Raw genomic sequence first — 16,423 nt, 5'->3', positions numbered from 1 at the left:
CGGCGTTCACGACTCCGAAGAGGGTCGATGGTTGGATTGCAAAGTCCTGCCGCTTGAAGGATTGAGCGCCGCCAGGGCGGAATTCTGACGCAAGTTGCTGTTACATCAGTGAATTCGCCCAGTGACGTCGGCATGGCACGGTTGGCACGCCTCAATCAACGGGATTTTGATCCAAGGTCGCCACCGTCTTCAGCGCACCGTCGAGCATGTCGCCCTTCTCGTCTTTCAATGCCGCCTCGCGCAGGCGGCGGATCCAGTCGGCGGCATCGCTACGGCCCTTGACCAGATCGAGCGCCGACAGCACCCGATCGAATTTCGACTGGGCGCGGACATGGGTATCGCTATAGCCCTTGATCAGCCGGCGGCAATTGAGGATCTCGACGGCTAACGCGTAGTTCGCCGGCAAGTAACCGAGCGCCAGCGCGTACCAGCGTTCCAGATGCGCGGCTTCTACCCTGTGGCGCAGCAGGCTGCGGCGCCAGCGGCGCAGGCCGCCGATGAACCAGAGAGCGGCAAAACCGGCAAAGCTGTCGGTGCGGATTCGTCGGCCATGATTGATGCGGCGGTCGAGGAAGGCGGCGAGTTTCGGCCGGCTCTCGATGTAGCTGCCCAATCTTGCCGGCAAAGTACCGCAGAACTCCTCGATACGCGGATGGAAATATTCGGTCACCTGCAGGATCGAGCCATCCTTGACGCCGGCCTCGCGGCGCACACGCCTGTCCCGCGTCGAGCGCGTTTTCAGGTCGGCGACACGGATCATGTCATCGTAGCACATTGCATTGGCCAGATGCTTGGCGGCGGCGATGGACAGCGCGTGGGCATGGTCGGCGCTATCCAGCGCGACGGCCTTGTCGAGCCGATCGAGATAGTCGCGCCCATAGGCGATGTCCTGATAGTCGACGACCTTCCTCAGTCCCCTGAGCGCCATGTCGCGCACCGCCAGGGGCATCAGGTCGATATGGGCGGCGAGCGCCTGCCAGCCCCGCAGCAGGTTTCGCGGGCCACTGACCCGCCCAACCCCCAAAGCGGATTCGACAATCGCCGGCTCAGCCGGCTTTGGCGCCGGCGCCGCCGTGCCGCGCGCACGATCAAACGCGGCGCCAAAGGCGGCAAGGCTCGCCTTGACGCCACGGCCCCCGGCGCCAATCGCCTGCTCATAGCTTTCGCGCGTGAACGGCAGCGCGTCGGACCCGGCCAGCGCGCCAAGCAGGCTGGCCGAGATCATCGAACCGTTCTCGGCGGCAATCTTTTCCATGTCGAAGGCGATGAAGCGTTTGGACGCGGCCTCGGCCGTCGCGTGCACCTTGGACGAAGAGGCCCGGCCGTCGCCCGGTTCGATCTTTTCCGACACGGCGGCGATGCGGTGCGACGAGGCGATCAGCGTGGTGCGCTCGGGCGTGACGAAGCCCCTGATGATGGCGCGGCCGGCTTCCATCAGTTCGGCGGCGATCAGGATGTCGACATCGCCCTGCGAGGGCGACAGCGCGAAGACCGGCAACCGCCCGGTGTCGCGCGCCATTTCGATATAATAGATCGTGGCGCCGGTGCGCTGGGCGACGCCGGCGACCGAAGTCGATTGCGCGACGTAGCCATTGCGTTCGGCAACATCGGTGATCCAGTCGGCAAGCACGCCGCCGCCCTGGCCGCCGACCGCCAGTACCGCGAGTTTTATCACGCGTTCGTCTTCGGTGGCGCCCGCCTTCGGGCGCATGGGTGAGGCCTGGTCAAGCATCGGCGAAGGTCAGGCGCCGGTTTTCGCGGCGGCGCTGCAAGAAGCTGATCACGGCGCGGCGCGCGCTTTCCAGGAAACGGTCCCAGCGGCCCGGATTGTGCACGACATCGGCACGGTAGAAGGATGGGCAGAGCACCGCGGCGTCGGCGACCTCGCCGCAATTGCCGCAGCCGACGCAGTTCTGGTCGATGCTGGCGACGGGATCGTCACGCAGCGGATCGTCGAGCGACTTCACCGACAGGGACGGGCAGCCGGACAGCCGCATGCAGGCATGGTCGCCGGTGCAGATATCCTCGTCGACACCGAACTTCGGCTTCACCACGCGCTCGCCGCCCTTGATCGCCTTGTCGACCAGCGGCTTCTCGCGGCGCTGGCGGTTGAGCATGCATTCGGAGGAAGCGACGATGACCTTCGGCCCCTTCTCCTCCGTCGTCAACGCTTCGCGCAACGTGTCCTGCATCTTGCCGACATCGTAGGTGCGGTCGACGTGGCGCAGCCATTTGACGCCCATCCCCTTCACCGCCTCGGTGATCGGATGCTTGGTCGACTTGGTCTTGTTGCCGGCGCGCGACGACAGAATGTCCTGCCCGCCGGTCGCGGCGGAATAGAAATTGTCGACGATGACGATCACGCCATCGTTCTTGTTGAAGACCGCATTGCCGATCGAGGAGGTCAGGCCGTTGTGCCAGAAGCCGCCGTCGCCGACGAAGGAGATCGAGCGGCGCTTGGCATCGGGCGAATTGAATGCCGAGGCCGAGGCCGGCCCCAGCCCATAGCCCATGGTGGTGGCACCGAGTTCGAAGGGCGGCATGATCGAGAACAAATGGCAGCCGATGTCGGACGCGATGTGATGCTTGCCGAGTTCCTGCTCGACCAGCTTGGTGGCGGCAAAGATCGGCCGCTCCGGGCAGCCGATGCAGAAGCCCGGCGGACGACCCGGCACGACGTTGATCAGATCGGCGGTGTCGACGCCCTCGCCGACCTTGTTGGGCGCACGCACCTCACCCGGCAACAGATGCGGCGCCTCGGCGCGCAGGAAGGCGCCGAGGCCGTCGAGCATGACCTGGCCGGTATACTCGCCGGCCATCGGTAGATATTCCTTGCCGACCAGCCTGGTGCCGCGCCCGGACTTGTGCAGCATCGCGGCAAAGGCCTGTTCGATGTAATTGGGCTGGCCTTCCTCGACGACCAGCACGGCCTGCTTGCCTTCGCAGAAGGACAGGAACTCATCGTCGATCAGCGGATAGACGGCGTTGAGCACATAGAGCGGTACGTCCGTCTCGCCATAGGTGTCCGCGAGGCCGAGACGCTGCAGGGCGCGGACGACGGAATTGTACATGCCGCCCTGCATGACGATGCCGACCGAACCGTAGTCCGAGCCGAAGAATTCGTTGATCCTGTTCTTGACGATGAACTCCACCGCCGCCGGCCAGCGCTTCGCCACCTTTTCCTTCTCGTGCAGGAACGAGGCGGGCGGCAGAACGATGCGGCCGGTGTCGCGGCGCGGGGCCGAAAGCGCGTCGGCCACGCTCATCGGCGGGCGCTTGTTGTCCTTGGCGATGAAATGGCCATGGACATGGCAGCAGCGGATGCGCACCTGCAGCATGACCGGCGTGTTGGAGACCTCGGACAGGTCGAAGCCGTCCTCCACCGCCTTGACGATCGAGGGCAGGTTCGGGCGCGGGTCGAGCAGCCAGACCTGGCTCTTCATGGCAAAGGCATGGCTGCGCTCCTGCATGATCGAGGAGCCCTCGCCATAATCCTCGCCGACGATGATCAACGCGCCGCCGGTGACGCCGCCGGACGCGAGATTGGCGAGTGCATCGGAGGCGACATTGGTGCCGACCGTCGACTTGAAAGTCGCGGCTCCCCGGATCGGGTAATGCACCGAGGCGGCCAGCATGGCGGTGGCGGTCGCTTCCGAAGCGCTGGCCTCGAAATGCACGCCGAGCTCGCCCAGAATGTCCTGCGCATCGGCCAGCACGTCCATCAGATGGCTGATCGGCGCGCCCTGGTAGCCGCCGACATAACCGACGCCGCATTGCAGCAGCGCCTTGGTGATGGCGAGGATGCCCTCGCCGGCAAATTCCTCGCCGGCGCCGAGCCTGAGTTTTTCGACTTCCTTGGCAAAAGACCGTTCGGCCATTTCTGCCTCCTTCCGTTGCCGCCGACAGCCAGCGGCGGGTAATCTAGAGTCCCTATTTATGCATGTCGTTTCCCCAAAACCGGGTCCACTTTTGGGCGACATGCATCAGATGTCGTGCTTGCGAATGTTCTTCAGCATCTTCTGCAGCGTCGCGATCAATGCGGCGTATTCGGCATCGTCGACATCGTCGAACATCGCCTCGAACGCATCATGCATGGCCGGCCAGGCGCGGGTGAACTCGGCCCGGCCCTCGTCGGTCAGGAACACGTGGCGAATACGGCTGTCGGTGACCCCTTGCTCGCGCCGGACGAACCCCTGGCCCTCCAGCGTGTCTAGCGTGCGGCTCAAGGTCGACTGCTCGATGACAGTGTAGACAGAGAGGTCGTTGACGGTGACACCGTCGGCGACCGACAGCACAGCAAGCGTCCGCACCTGCGGAATGGTCAGGCCCTGCTTGCGGAAATCGTCGCGCAAAGTGGCGTTGTAGCGGCCCATGATGCGGTTCATCAGATAGGGCGCGAATTGCTGCAGGCCGATCTGGCCCAGGGTGGAAATGCGCTGGCGCTTTTCCCCAAGCTTCTGTTCCATCACAGCCTCCCCGCCAGGAGAAAGCCGGAGCCGCCGCCAAGGCCGGCGCCCGGATGGGTCGAGGCGCCGATATGGTAAAGGTTTTTGATACCGGTCTGATTGTTGCGGCTGGTCTTGAACGGCCGCCACAGGAACGATTGGTCGATGGTGGACGAACCGCCATAGGGGTCACCGCCGACCAGATTGATGTTCATGGCTTCGAGATCGGCCGGCGAATAGGCACGGCGCGCGATGACGCCGTCCCTGAAGCCGTCAATATGGTTGGCGAGAATCGCCTCGGTGCGGTCGGCATAGGCCTCGCGCAACTCGGCGGTCCACTGCCCGTCGGCCGGCGTCTGCAGCTTGCCGGCGGCATCGCCCTTGATGTGGCGCGGCGCCTCGGGCAGTTGTAGCCACAGGATCGCCTTGCCCTCGGGGCAGCGCGACGGGTCGAGCGCGTGCGGCTGGCCGACACAGATGGTCGGCACCTCGGGAAGCATGCCGCGCGCCGCCTCGTTGCAGGCTTTCGAGACGCCATCTAGGCCCGGCGTCAGGTGCAGCAGCGCCACCTTGTCCAGCCCTTCGCCGCGCCACGCCGGCGGCTTGTCGAGGGCGTAATGGATCTGGAAATTGCCTTTGCCGTAGCGGTATTTCTTCGTCGCCTCGACATCGCCCTTGGGTGCCTCGCTCCCAAGCAGCCGGCCGTAAAGCTGCGTCGGCGTGACCGAGCAGATAACGCTCTTTTTCGCATGGACCGTCTCGCCCGAGGCCAGCCGCACGCCGGTGGCGCGGCCGCCGGCCAGGATGATGGAGGCAACGTCGGATTCCGTGGAAATGACGCCGCCGCGCTCGATGATGAGCGCCTCGAAAGCCGACAGCAGGTACTTCGCCCCACCCTTGACGATCGGCGCGCCTGCCGCCTCCAGCGCGAAGGCGATCACCTTGGCGATCTGGCCGGAAAAGGCATCTTCCGGGCCGAGCCCGGCATGCAGCACCCAGGGCGCCCAGAGCGCACGGATGGTTTCGGACCGGTAGGTGCTTTCCAGCCAGCCGCGCGCCGGCACCAGCGCTTCGCCGAGAAAGGCTGCAAGGCCGCGCGGACCGCGTCGCCAGGTATCGCTCGCCAGCAGCTTTGCCGTCGGATAGGACCACAGGCTGCCGCCGAGCAGCCCGAACAGCAGGCCGACATTGCGCTCGATGCCGCCGACGTCCTCCGCATGCCGGTCACCATCACCCGCGGCGATTGCGTTGAGTGCCGCGACATTGGCGGCGCGGTCGGTGCTGAGCACTGCATGGCTGCCGTCCGGCCGCAGCACGCCGGTCGGCGTGCCGGTGTGGCAGAACTCCAGCCCATGCCGCGCAAGGTCGGCGCCCAGGGCCGCGAAGGCCGGTGAGGTAATGAACAGCACGAAGGTCGTCGCCATCACGTCATGAATGAAGCCGGGCGCGGTGATCTCCTCGGTGCGCATGCAGCCGCCGATGCGGTCGTTGCGCTCCAGCACGAGCACCTTCGCGCCCTTGCCGCCGAGCATCGCTGCGCAGACCAGCGCGTTGATGCCGCTGCCGACGATGATGTGATCGGGCGCTTTCATTGGACACTCGCGGGCGGCGGGAGGTGAGATCTAACCGCGCAACGTGGCGTTCCTTCGCGCCGTAGGCCGCTAGCCTCGCCAGGCTGGCGCCCTCTTGCTGCCATGACATTACCACCCGCGCGCATGATCTTCTCCCGAAGACCCACCTCGCTCTATTTTCCCGACACCAGCGCCAGGGCGCGGATCGGGCTGCCGGTGCCGTGCTCGATCTTGAGCGGTGCGGCGATCAGGATCGCGCCCTTCGGCGGCAGCTGGTCGAGGTTGCAGAGGCTGGCGAGCCCATAGCGGTTGGCCTTGTGCATCAGCGTGTGCGCCGGGAATGGCGGCTCCATGCCGCCAGCCTTGCCGGCATCGGTGCCGATGGTCTCCGAGCCCCAGCCCTTGATGTCCTTGCTGATCAGATACTGGATGGCCTCGGCCGTCGGGCCGGGCGTATGCGGACCGGTCTCGTCGGCATTGAGGAACGCGGCTTCCGAGCCGTTGCGCTTGTACCAATCGGTGCGCATCACCACCCATTCGCCGGGGTTGATGGCGCCATGCTTGGCTTCCCAGGCCTTGATATGGTCGACCGTGAGCAGGAAATCGTGGTCGGCGGCGGCTTCCCCGGAGCAATCGATGACATTGACCGGGCCGACGAAATTCTGCGCCGGAATGGTGTCGGTGGCGCCGTCGGCATAATCCTTGCCGGTGATCCAATGCTGCGGCGCATCGAAATGCGTGCCGGAATGCTCGCCGAGCTTCAGCCAGTTCCACGCCCACCACGGGCCGTTCTTGTCGTAGCGGGAGATCGAATGGATCTCGACCTTCGGTGTGTCGACGGCGAGTTCCGGCGGCAGCTTGATCAGCGGCGTGTCGGGTCCGAGCGGCGCCGAAAGGTCGACCACCTTGATGGCACCTGAAAGCAGCTGGCCGGCGACCTCGCCGAGGAGTTTTTGCGTGTCCATGATCTCTGTTCCCTCTTTCTTGACGGTGCTGGAGGCTCGTCTCGGCCCGTAATATCCTACTAGACGAAAACATATGCATCTGCAATTATCTTTAAGCATAAAGGAAATGGGAACGGGGCGTGAGCGAGTTCGACGCCATCTTTGTCGGGGCGGGCCACAACAGTCTGGCATGCGCCGCGCATCTGGCGCTCAAAGGCTGGAAAACCGGCGTTTTCGAACGCAACGCGGCGGTCGGCGGCGCCGTCCAGACCGGCGAATTCACCCTTCCCGGTTTCCGCCACGATTTCGGGGCGATGAATCTGAGCCTGTTTGCCGGCTCGGCCTTCCACCGGAAATATGCAAATGAATTGAAAGCGCAAGGGTTGGAGTTCGCGCCGGTCGCCGACTGTTTCGCCAGCGCCTTCCCGGACGGACGCTGGTTCGGCGTCAGCAACGACCTGGAGAAAACAGCCGCGCGCATGGCTGCCTTCTCCGCCGCCGATGCCGCGACATGGCGCAGGCTGGTCGCGGGGTTTCCGGCGGAAGCCGAGCATCTGTTTCGCCTGCTGGGCTCGCCGATGAGTGCCCGCGCGCTTGCCGGTACGGCCTGGAACCTGTGGCGCAGGAAAGGCATGTCCGGCGCGCTCGATACGGGTCGCCTGCTGCTGTCATCGCCGCGCGCCTGGCTCGAGGAAAATTTCGAGTCGCCGCATGTGCGTGCAACACTCGCCACCTGGGGGATGCATCTCGACTTCGCGCCCGACATCGCAGGCGGCGCCGTGTTCCCCTATCTGGAATCGATGGCCAACCAGAGCTTCGGCATGGTGCTGGGCAAGGGCGGCGCCGACACCATCGTCCGCGCCTTGTCGGGCATGGTGACGTCAGCCGGCGGCAAGATCGTCACCAGGGCCGAGGTGGCCGAGATCACGGTTTCCGGCGGCAGGGCAATCGGCGTGCGGCTGGCTTCCGGTGAGACCCATAGGGCGACCAAGGCGGTTATTGCCGGCGTCGCGCCCAGGGCGCTGACCGGCAAGCTGCTGCCCAATGGTTCGGGCGACGCCGGCTTCGACACGGCGATGCAGAAATTCCGCCATGCGCCGGGCACGATGATGATCCATGTGGCGCTCGACGACCTGCCGGACTGGCGCGCCGGGGCGGAGCTTCGGCAGTTTGCCTATGTGCATCTGTCGCCCTCGCTCGACGCCATGTCGCGCACCTATCAGCAGGCGATCGCGGGCATGCTGCCGGACGAACCGGTGCTGGTCGTCGGCCAGCCGACGGCGATCGACCCGTCGCGCGCGCCCGCGGGCAAGCATGTGCTGTGGGTGCAGGTGCGCATGCTGCCCGCCGAAATTCTGGGCGATGCTTCGGCCACGATCGCGGCCGCGCATTGGGATCAGGTCAAGGAAGCCTATGCTGACCGCGTGCTCGACATCATCGAGACCTATGCGCCTGGCCTGCGCGCGAAAATCCTTGGCCGGGCTGTGTTCTCACCCATCGACCTCGAGCGCGAGAACCCGAACCTGGTCGGCGGCGACCAGGTCTGCGGCAGCCATCATCTGGCGCAGAACTTCCTGTTCCGGCCGGCGCGCGGCTATGCCGGCTGGAACACGCCGGTCAATAATCTGCATCTAACGGGCGCCGCGACGTGGCCGGGCGCAGGCACGGGCGCGGCCTCGGGCTTCATGCTCGCGCAACAGCTTGGCGGGAGGTAGGCACCGACGATTTTGTCGAGGTGACGAGAGGCAAGGCGCTGCTGCCCACGAAGCCTGAACCAATGAACGGACAGTGCCGCGCAAAGACAATAACCAACAAGGGGAACGACCATGACAATCAACAGACGCGAATTGCTCGGATACAGTGCCGCGGCACTCGGTGTGGCCGCTGTCGGCCTGCCAAACCTCGTCAAGGCCGCCGCCGGCGAATTGACCATCGCCTACAACGTGAACCTGCCCTCCTGGGACCCGACCACCGGCCCATCGGCCGTCAATCCGACCATCCAGGGCCTCTACCAGTCGGTGTTCGACCAGTTCATCCCGCAGAAGCCGGACCTGTCTTTCGCGCCCGGCCTGCTGACCGAATGGGGCTGGAGCGAGGACCGCACCAAGGTGATGATGACGGTGCGCGAGGGCGTGAAATGGCACGACGGCTCACCGTTCACGCCCGAGGACGTCGTCTGGTCGCTGCAGCGGGCGGGCGATGAGAAGACCGGCAACCCGATCCAGTTCGTCTGGAAAAATGTCAACAATTTCAAGATTGATGGCAACAAGATCACCGGCGACGTCGTCCAGTTCGACCCGGTGTATTTCAAATGGATGTCGTTCCTCACCGGCTACATCATGCCGAAGGCCTACTACGAGAAGGTCGGCGCGGAAGGCTTCGAGAAGGCGCCGATCGGCACCGGGCCTTACATGGTCGACAAGTTCGAACGCAACGCCTTCCTGCGGCTGAAGGCCAATCCGAACTATTGGGGCGCCAAGCCGGCCTTCGAGAATGTGACGATCAAGTTCGTCACCGACGCGGCGAGCCGCGTCGCCGAAGTCGAGTCCGGCTCTTCGCAGGTGACGCTCGAAATCCCCTATGAGGAGTACGACCGGTTGATCGCCAAGGATGGGCTCGCCGGCTCTATCAAGAACGTTTCCGACATCGGCATGATCTTCTTCAACGACATCGAGGCGATGCTGGACAAGAATGTCCGTCAGGCGGCCGTGATGGCGGTGGACAAGGAGCTTCTGGTCAAGCGGCTGCTGCGCGGCTACGGCCAGCCGCTCGCCACGCTGGAGACGCCGGAATACGCAGCCTTCGATCCGTCGATCAAGGTCGAGCACAATCCGGAGAAAGCCAAGGAACTGCTGGCCGCTTCCGGTTACTCGCCGGACAAGCCGGTCAAGTTCACGATCCAGACCACCAAGGGCTTCAAACCCAAGGACTATGAGATGATCCAGGCGATCGTCGGCATGTGGCGCAAGGTCGGCATCGAGGCGACGATCGAAGTCTACGAGATCGCCAAGCACTACGAACTGCGCGCCGCCGACAAGCTGGCGCCGGCCGCCTTCTACAATTGGGGCAACGCCATCGGCGACCCGACCACGTCGACCGGCTTTGCCATGTATGGCCCGAGCCCGCATTCGGTTTGGGACAGCCAGGACCTGATCGACATGATCAACCCGCTGTGGGGCGAAAAGGACGAGGCCAAGCGCATCGCCGGCTGGAAAGCGGTCGACAAGTACATCGCCGAGCAAGCCTATGTGCTGCCGCTGATGCAGTACGCGCAGCCGATCGTGCATGCCAAGGGCGTCAAGGTGGTCCAGCATATTTCCGGCGCGCTGCTTCCGGCCCTGATGACCCCGGCCTGACATCAGCCCTGAATTACCGCGCGCCGTCACCAATGACGGCGCGCATTTTCCATCGGGAATACGAGCCACGGGCTCCTGCAAAGATTTACATGCTCCTGCAAAGATTCCTGATCCGTCTTGCAACGATGCTGATCACGCTGTTCGGCGTGGCCGTCGTCGTGTTCGTCGTGATCCGTGTCGCGCCCGGCGACCCGATCGCGATGATGCTGCCGCCGGGCGCCACCGATGCCGACATCGCCCGGCTGCGCGCGCTCTACGGGCTCGACAAGACGATCGTGCAGCAGTTCTTCATCTGGCTGTCCGGTGTTGTCAGGGGCGATTTCGGCACCTCGATCTCGCTCAGGCAAGATGTGCTCGGTCTCGTCTTCAACCGGCTGCCGGCAACACTGGAGTTGGCCATCCTCGCCCTTGTCATGGCGGTGGCGCTCGGCGGCACGACCGCGATCCTCGGCGCGCGCGAACGCGGCACGGCGGTCGAGGCCGGCATCGACATCGCCAGCGGCGCGGCGCTGTCCATTCCCGACTTCCTGTGGGGCCTTGTGCTGATCCTGCTGTTCGGCGTTCTGGTGCCGATCTTCGACATTTCCGGCCGCGTGTCGCCACAGCTCGACCTGCCCTTCGTCACCCAGTTCTACCTGTTCGAGAGCCTGCTTCGGCTGCGCTTCGACCTGACCTGGGATCTCCTGAAACACATGCTGATGCCGGCGGTTGCGCTGGCGCTGCCGCTGGCGGCGATCATCTCGCAACTGTTGAAACAGTCGCTGAAGGAAGTGCTCGACCTCGACTATGTCGTGCTGGCACGGGTCAAGGGGTTTTCGGAAATGCAGGTCATCCTGCGCGAAGCCTTGAAGAACGCCGCCCTGCCGACGCTTACCCTTGTCGGCGTGCAGTTCACTTTCCTCATCGGCGGCACGGTCATCGTCGAGCGGCTGTTCTCCTATGAGGGCCTCGGCAATATGGCGATCGATGCCGTCATCAACCGCGACCTGCCGTTGATCCAGGGCATCGTGCTGGTCTTCGCACTGCTGTTCGTGCTGATCAATCTTGCCGTCGACATGATGTACGCGCTGCTCAATCCGAGGCTGCGCCATGGATAAGGCACGCACGTCCAGACGCAGACTGAGCCCCAGGCTTTGGCTCGCCGGCGGCTGGCTGCTGCTGGCACTGCTGGCGGCGATCTTCGCGCCGCTGGTCGCGCCGCAGGACCCGCTGGCGCAGGACCTGATGCTGGAGCGGCTGCCGCCCTTCTGGCTGGACGGCGCCGAGCCCGGCTATTGGCTGGGCACCGACAGCCTCGGCCGCGACCTGCTCTCCCGGCTGATCTTCGGCGGCCGCATCGCCTTCATCGTCGCGTTTGCCGCCGCGATCGCCGCTTGCCTGGTCGGTTCGACACTCGGGTTGGTCGCAGGCTATTTCGGCGGCTGGGCCGACCGCATCATTTCGCGCATCGTCGATGTCTGGATGGCGTTTCCGCCGGTGCTCTTCGCCATCCTGCTGGTCGCGGTGCTGGGCACCGGCCTCGGTTCCGTCATCCTCGCCATCGCCATCATCGACTGGACGCGCTTCTGCCGGGTGATCCGCGCCGAGGCGATGGGCCAGTCGCGCATGGATTATGTCGAGAACGCCCGCATCGCGGGCTATGGCCGCGTCGGCATCATGCTGCGTGAAGTGCTGCCCAACGTCCTGCCGTCGATCGTCGCGCTGCTGTCGCTGGAAATGGGCATTGCCGTGATCGTCGAAGCGATCCTGTCCTTCGTCAATTTGTCGATCTCGACCGACGATCCGACCTGGGGCGGCATCATCGCCGAGGGCAGGCTGTCGATCCATCAGGCCTGGTGGGTGCTGGTGTTTCCGCTGATCACGCTGATCGTCACCGTGCTGTCGTTCAGCCAGTTCGGCGAAGCGCTGAAGACGCGGTTCGATCCGGTGCTGCGATGAGCGCCTGCCTCGACATCGCCAACCTTAGCGCGGTGCTGCCGAACGGCCAGCGCGTGTTGCGCTCGGTGTCGCTCGCCGTGCAACCCGGCGAGGTGCGTGCATTGGTTGGCGAAAGCGGCGCCGGCAAGACGATGATCGGCAAGGCGGTGCTTGGCGTCTTGCCATCGAGCGTGCGCATTGTCGAAGGCGATATCAGGTTCGAGGGCGAAGACCTCGGCAGGCTCCGGCCCAAGGCACGGCGCACGCTGATCGGCGCGCGCACGGCGCTGATCCCGCAGGACCCGCTGACCGCGCTCAATCCGTCGCGTCGCATCGGCCCGCAGATGACCGACCGGCTGGTGCGCATCCTCGGCTGGGGCGGCGAGAGGGCCGACACCCGCATCCGGCAATTGCTTGACGAGGTGCAGATCCGCGACCCCGAGCGCGTGCTGAAAAGCTATCCGCACGAGCTTTCCGGCGGCATGCGTCAGCGCGTTTTGATCGCCGCCGCCTTCGCCGCCGAGCCACGGCTGATCGTCGCCGACGAGCCGACCACGGCGCTCGACGTCACCGTGCAGAAGCAGATCCTGCGGCTGATCGCCCAATTGCAGCGCGAGCATGGCACGGCGATCCTGTTCGTCACCCATGATCTCGGCGTCGTCGCCAAGATCAGCCAGAAGGTGTCGGTGCTTTATGCCGGCAAGGTGGTGGAGGAGACCGACACCGCCGACCTTTTCGCCGCACCGCGGCACCTCTATACGCGCGCGCTGATGGCGGCGACGCCGCGCTACACCGACCCGCTCGCTTCGTTGAAGCCGGTGGACGAGACGGTGCTGGCAGGACTTGCCGCCGAAATCGCGGCGGCGGACCAGACCTGGAGGCGCCCCAATGGCTGAGCCGCTGTTTTCCGTGCGCGGGCTGAAGGTGGCGCTGCCCGACATGACCCGCAAGCCGCTGATCGGCCGCGCGCCTTTGGCCGAGATCCTGAAAGGCCTGGATTTCGACCTGCCCAGGGGATCGGTGACCGGTATCGTCGGCGAATCCGGTTCCGGCAAGTCGACGCTCGGCCGGGCGCTGGTCAGGCTGCTGGAACCCAACGCCGGCAGCATCAGCTTCGACGGCCGCGATATCGCCCATTTGTCGGAAGCGGAGCTGCGACCGTTGCGGCGCGACCTGCAGATGATCTTCCAGGACCCGATGTCCTCGCTCAACCCGCGCCGCACCATCGCCAGCATCATCGCCGCGCCGTTGAGGCAGAATGGCCTTGGCGATAATCTGAAGAGCCGCGTCGCCGAGGCGCTGCAGCGGGTCGGCCTGCCGCAGAGTTTCGCCAGCCGCTACCGCCACGAACTGTCGGGCGGCCAGCGCCAGCGCGTCGGCATTGCGCGCGCGCTGGCGCTGTCGCCGAAATTCGTGCTGGCAGACGAGATCGTCTCCGGTCTCGACGTATCGACGCAGGCGCAGATCCTCACTTTGCTGGAGAAATTGGCAGTGGAGATGGGCCTGACGATCGCCTTCATCAGCCACGATCTTTCCGTCATCCGGCGGCTGTGCCGGCAAGTGATCGTCATGCGCGAAGGCAGGATCGTCGAAGCCAGCGCCACCGATGCCTTGTTCGACAATCCCCAGCAGGCCTACACGCGCGACCTCATCGCAGCCATTCCGCTGCCGGAAATCGATCTGGATTGGCTGAACATCCCGTCGGTCACGGCTCCGACATGAAAGGCATCGAGGCGCACAAAGGTCCGGTCGTTTCGATATGAAATTTTAAGCTTGAAATATCTAGCTTCAAGCGCGATATTCAGGCTAGCAAAAAAGCGAAGAGGAGATCGCACGGATGAAGGTTGCGGTTCTCGGCGGCGGACCAGCCGGCCTCTACTTTGCCATTTCGATGAAGCTCAGGGACGCCGGGCACGATGTGACCGTGTTCGAGCGCAACCGGCCGGACGATACGTTCGGCTGGGGCGTGGTGCTATCGGCCGAAACGCTCGACAACCTGGCCAAGAACGATCCGGTCAGCGCCGTGTGGATCAAGAAGCATTTTGCCTATTGGGACGACATTGCCGTCATCCATGACGGCGTGCGCACGGTCTCGTCAGGCCACGGTTTCTGCGGCATCGGCCGCAAGCGGCTGCTCATCCTGCTGCAACGCCGCGCGCGGGAACTCGGCGTCAAGCTGATGTTCGAGACCGATATCGGCGATCCCCGTCCCTATATGGAGACGCATGATCTGGTCGTCGCCGCCGACGGGCTGAATTCCAAGGCACGCAACACTTTCGTCGATGTCTTCAAGCCCGACATCGACACCCGCAAATGCAAGTTCGTCTGGCTGGGCACCAACCAGAAATTCGACGACGCCTTCACCTTCATCTTCGAGAAGACCGAGCATGGCTGGGTGTGGGCGCATGCCTACCAGTTCGACAGCGACACGGCGACTTTCATCGTCGAGTGCAGCGAACAGACCTGGGCTGCCTTCGGCTTCGGCGCGATGACGCAGCAGGAGTCCATCGCCGTCTGCGAGCGCATCTTCGAAAAGCATCTCGGCGGCCATGCGCTGATGACCAACGCCAACCACATCAGGGGTTCGGCCTGGATCAATTTCCCGCGTGTGTTGTGCGAGCGCTGGTCCTACAAGAACCTGGCGCTGATGGGCGACGCGGCCGCCTCGGCCCATTTCTCGATAGGCTCCGGCACCAAGCTGGCGCTGGAAAGCGCGGTGGCGCTGGCCGAGTATGTCGAAACCGAGCCGGACCTCGATGCCGCGTTCCGCAAATATGAGGATGCCCGCCGCACCGAGGTGCTGAAGCTGCAATCGGCGGCGCGCAATTCGCTCGAATGGTTCGAGGAGGTCGAGCGCTATCTCGGCCTCGATCCGGTGCAGTTCAACTATTCGCTGCTGACCCGTTCGCAACGCATCAGCCACGAGAATTTGCGGCTGCGCGATGCCGAATGGCTGGGCGGCGCCGAAGAATGGTTCCAGCGCCAGGCAGGCGCCGGCGGCAACAGGCTGCGCCGCGCGCCGATGTTCGCGCCATTCAAGCTGCGCGACATGCGGCTTAACAACCGCGTCGTCGTCTCGCCGATGGCGCAGTACAGGGCCGTCGACGGCTGCCCGACAGACTGGCACTTCACCCACTATGCCGAGCGGGCCAAGGGCGGCGCTGGCCTCGTCTATATTGAGATGACCTGCGTCAGTCCGGAAGGGCGCATCACGCCCGGCTGTCCCGGCTTCTACACGCCCGAGCACGAGGTAGCCTGGAAGCGGCTGGTCGATTTCGTCCATACCGAGACGGAGGCGAAGATCTGCGCGCAGATCGGCCATTCCGGCGCCAAGGGTTCGACCCGTGTCGGCTGGGAAGGCACTGACGTGCCGCTGACCTCCGGCAACTGGCCTGTGATGGCGGCCTCGGCAGTGGCGTGGTCGCCTGGGAATCAGGTGCCGAAGGCGATGGACCGTTCCGACATGGACAGGGTGCGCGAGCAGTTCGTGGGCTCCGCCGAGATGGCGCATCGTTGCGGCTTCGACATGCTGGAGATCCATGCCGCGCATGGCTATCTCCTATCATCCTTCATCACTCCGGTCACCAACCGGCGCACGGATGAATATGGCGGTTCGCTGGAGAATCGCATGCGCTATCCCCTCGAAATCTTCCACGCGGTGCGCGCCGCCTGGCCAGCGGAAAAGCCGATCTCGATGCGCATTTCGGCCAATGACTGGGTCGGCATCGAAGGCGTGACGCCCGCCGACGCGGTCGAGATCGCGCGGCTGCTGCATGAGGCCGGCGTCGACATCTGCGACGTCTCGGCCGGCCAGACCTCGGTGTTGGCGAAGCCGGTGTACGGCCGCATGTTCCAGACGCCGTTTTCCGACCGCATCCGCAACGAGGTCGGCATGGCGACGATGGCGGTCGGTAACATCTATGAACCGGACCATGTCAACTCGATCCTGATGGCCGGCCGCGCCGACCTGGTGGCGCTGGCCCGGCCGCATCTTGCCGATCCCTATTGGACGCTGCATGCGGCGGTGACGCTCGGCGACCGTGGCGTGAAATGGCCGGATCCCTATCTGCCCGGGCGCGACCAGCTCTACCGGCTGGCCGAGCGCGATGCCGCCGCGGGGCTCAAAGTATGAGTGCTTCACGTTTTCCAAGTTGGCGCCGCCCCTCATCCGCCTGCCGGCACCTTCTCCC

The 16,423-nt window shown here is 64.7% G+C and carries 12 protein-coding genes; 7 read left to right on the top strand and 5 right to left on the bottom strand.

The features are described 5' to 3' along the window. Positions 1–151 precede the first annotated feature (151 nt). From FJ938_RS03710 to FJ938_RS03690, 5 genes are all read right to left on the bottom strand, one after another. Complete coding sequence (locus tag FJ938_RS03710) at positions 152–1,732, bottom strand: indolepyruvate oxidoreductase subunit beta family protein (RefSeq protein WP_140691215.1); 1,581 nt, start codon at positions 1,730–1,732, stop codon at positions 152–154. Further along, positions 1,725–3,878, bottom strand: coding sequence for an indolepyruvate ferredoxin oxidoreductase subunit alpha (locus tag FJ938_RS03705; protein ID WP_140691212.1), 2,154 nt, complete (start codon positions 3,876–3,878; stop codon positions 1,725–1,727). Before FJ938_RS03705 ends, FJ938_RS03710 begins: the two co-directional genes overlap by 8 nt. A 105-nt stretch (positions 3,879–3,983) precedes the next feature. Then, positions 3,984–4,466 (bottom strand): MarR family transcriptional regulator, encoded by a 483-nt coding sequence (locus FJ938_RS03700; protein WP_140691209.1) that lies wholly within the window; start codon positions 4,464–4,466, stop codon positions 3,984–3,986. Further along, positions 4,466–6,037 (bottom strand): NAD(P)/FAD-dependent oxidoreductase, encoded by a 1,572-nt coding sequence (locus tag FJ938_RS03695; RefSeq protein WP_140691207.1) that lies wholly within the window; start codon positions 6,035–6,037, stop codon positions 4,466–4,468. Before FJ938_RS03695 ends, FJ938_RS03700 begins: the two co-directional genes overlap by 1 nt. 152 nt (positions 6,038–6,189) lie before the next feature. After that, on the bottom strand, positions 6,190–6,981 hold the full coding sequence (locus tag FJ938_RS03690; protein ID WP_140691204.1) for a cyclase family protein: 792 nt from the start codon (positions 6,979–6,981) through the stop codon (positions 6,190–6,192). Positions 6,982–7,100: 119 nt separating this feature from the next. Here FJ938_RS03690 and FJ938_RS03685 point away from each other — a divergent pair, with 119 nt between their 5' ends. The 7 genes from FJ938_RS03685 to FJ938_RS03655 all read left to right on the top strand — a co-directional run bounded on the left by FJ938_RS03685 (position 7,101) and on the right by FJ938_RS03655 (position 16,365). Then, complete coding sequence (locus FJ938_RS03685) at positions 7,101–8,675, top strand: NAD(P)/FAD-dependent oxidoreductase (protein WP_140691201.1); 1,575 nt, start codon at positions 7,101–7,103, stop codon at positions 8,673–8,675. Between the two features lie 111 nt (positions 8,676–8,786). Further along, the gene (locus FJ938_RS03680) at positions 8,787–10,316 is read left to right on the top strand and encodes an ABC transporter substrate-binding protein (RefSeq protein ID WP_140691198.1); all 1,530 of its coding nucleotides are present in this window, start codon (positions 8,787–8,789) and stop codon (positions 10,314–10,316) included. Between the two features lie 89 nt (positions 10,317–10,405). Continuing rightward, positions 10,406–11,413: an ABC transporter permease gene (locus FJ938_RS03675; protein ID WP_140691195.1), complete on the top strand. Its 1,008-nt coding sequence runs from the start codon at positions 10,406–10,408 to the stop codon at positions 11,411–11,413. Next, on the top strand, positions 11,406–12,254 hold the full coding sequence (locus FJ938_RS03670) for an ABC transporter permease (RefSeq protein WP_140691192.1): 849 nt from the start codon (positions 11,406–11,408) through the stop codon (positions 12,252–12,254). The genes FJ938_RS03675 and FJ938_RS03670 overlap by 8 nt, the downstream gene beginning before the upstream one ends. Then, positions 12,251–13,129, top strand: a complete 879-nt coding sequence (locus tag FJ938_RS03665; protein WP_140691190.1) for an ABC transporter ATP-binding protein — start codon at positions 12,251–12,253, stop codon at positions 13,127–13,129. Before FJ938_RS03670 ends, FJ938_RS03665 begins: the two co-directional genes overlap by 4 nt. Then, positions 13,122–13,955 (top strand): ATP-binding cassette domain-containing protein, encoded by an 834-nt coding sequence (locus FJ938_RS03660; RefSeq protein WP_140691188.1) that lies wholly within the window; start codon positions 13,122–13,124, stop codon positions 13,953–13,955. The genes FJ938_RS03665 and FJ938_RS03660 overlap by 8 nt, the downstream gene beginning before the upstream one ends. A 115-nt stretch (positions 13,956–14,070) precedes the next feature. After that, positions 14,071–16,365, top strand: coding sequence for a bifunctional salicylyl-CoA 5-hydroxylase/oxidoreductase (locus FJ938_RS03655; protein ID WP_140691186.1), 2,295 nt, complete (start codon positions 14,071–14,073; stop codon positions 16,363–16,365). Positions 16,366–16,423 lie beyond the last annotated feature (58 nt).

The organism is Mesorhizobium sp. B2-4-14, assembly GCF_006442155.1.
Taxonomy (GTDB): Bacteria; Pseudomonadota; Alphaproteobacteria; order Rhizobiales; family Rhizobiaceae; genus Mesorhizobium.
This window is presented reverse-complemented; position numbering and strand designations above follow the sequence as displayed.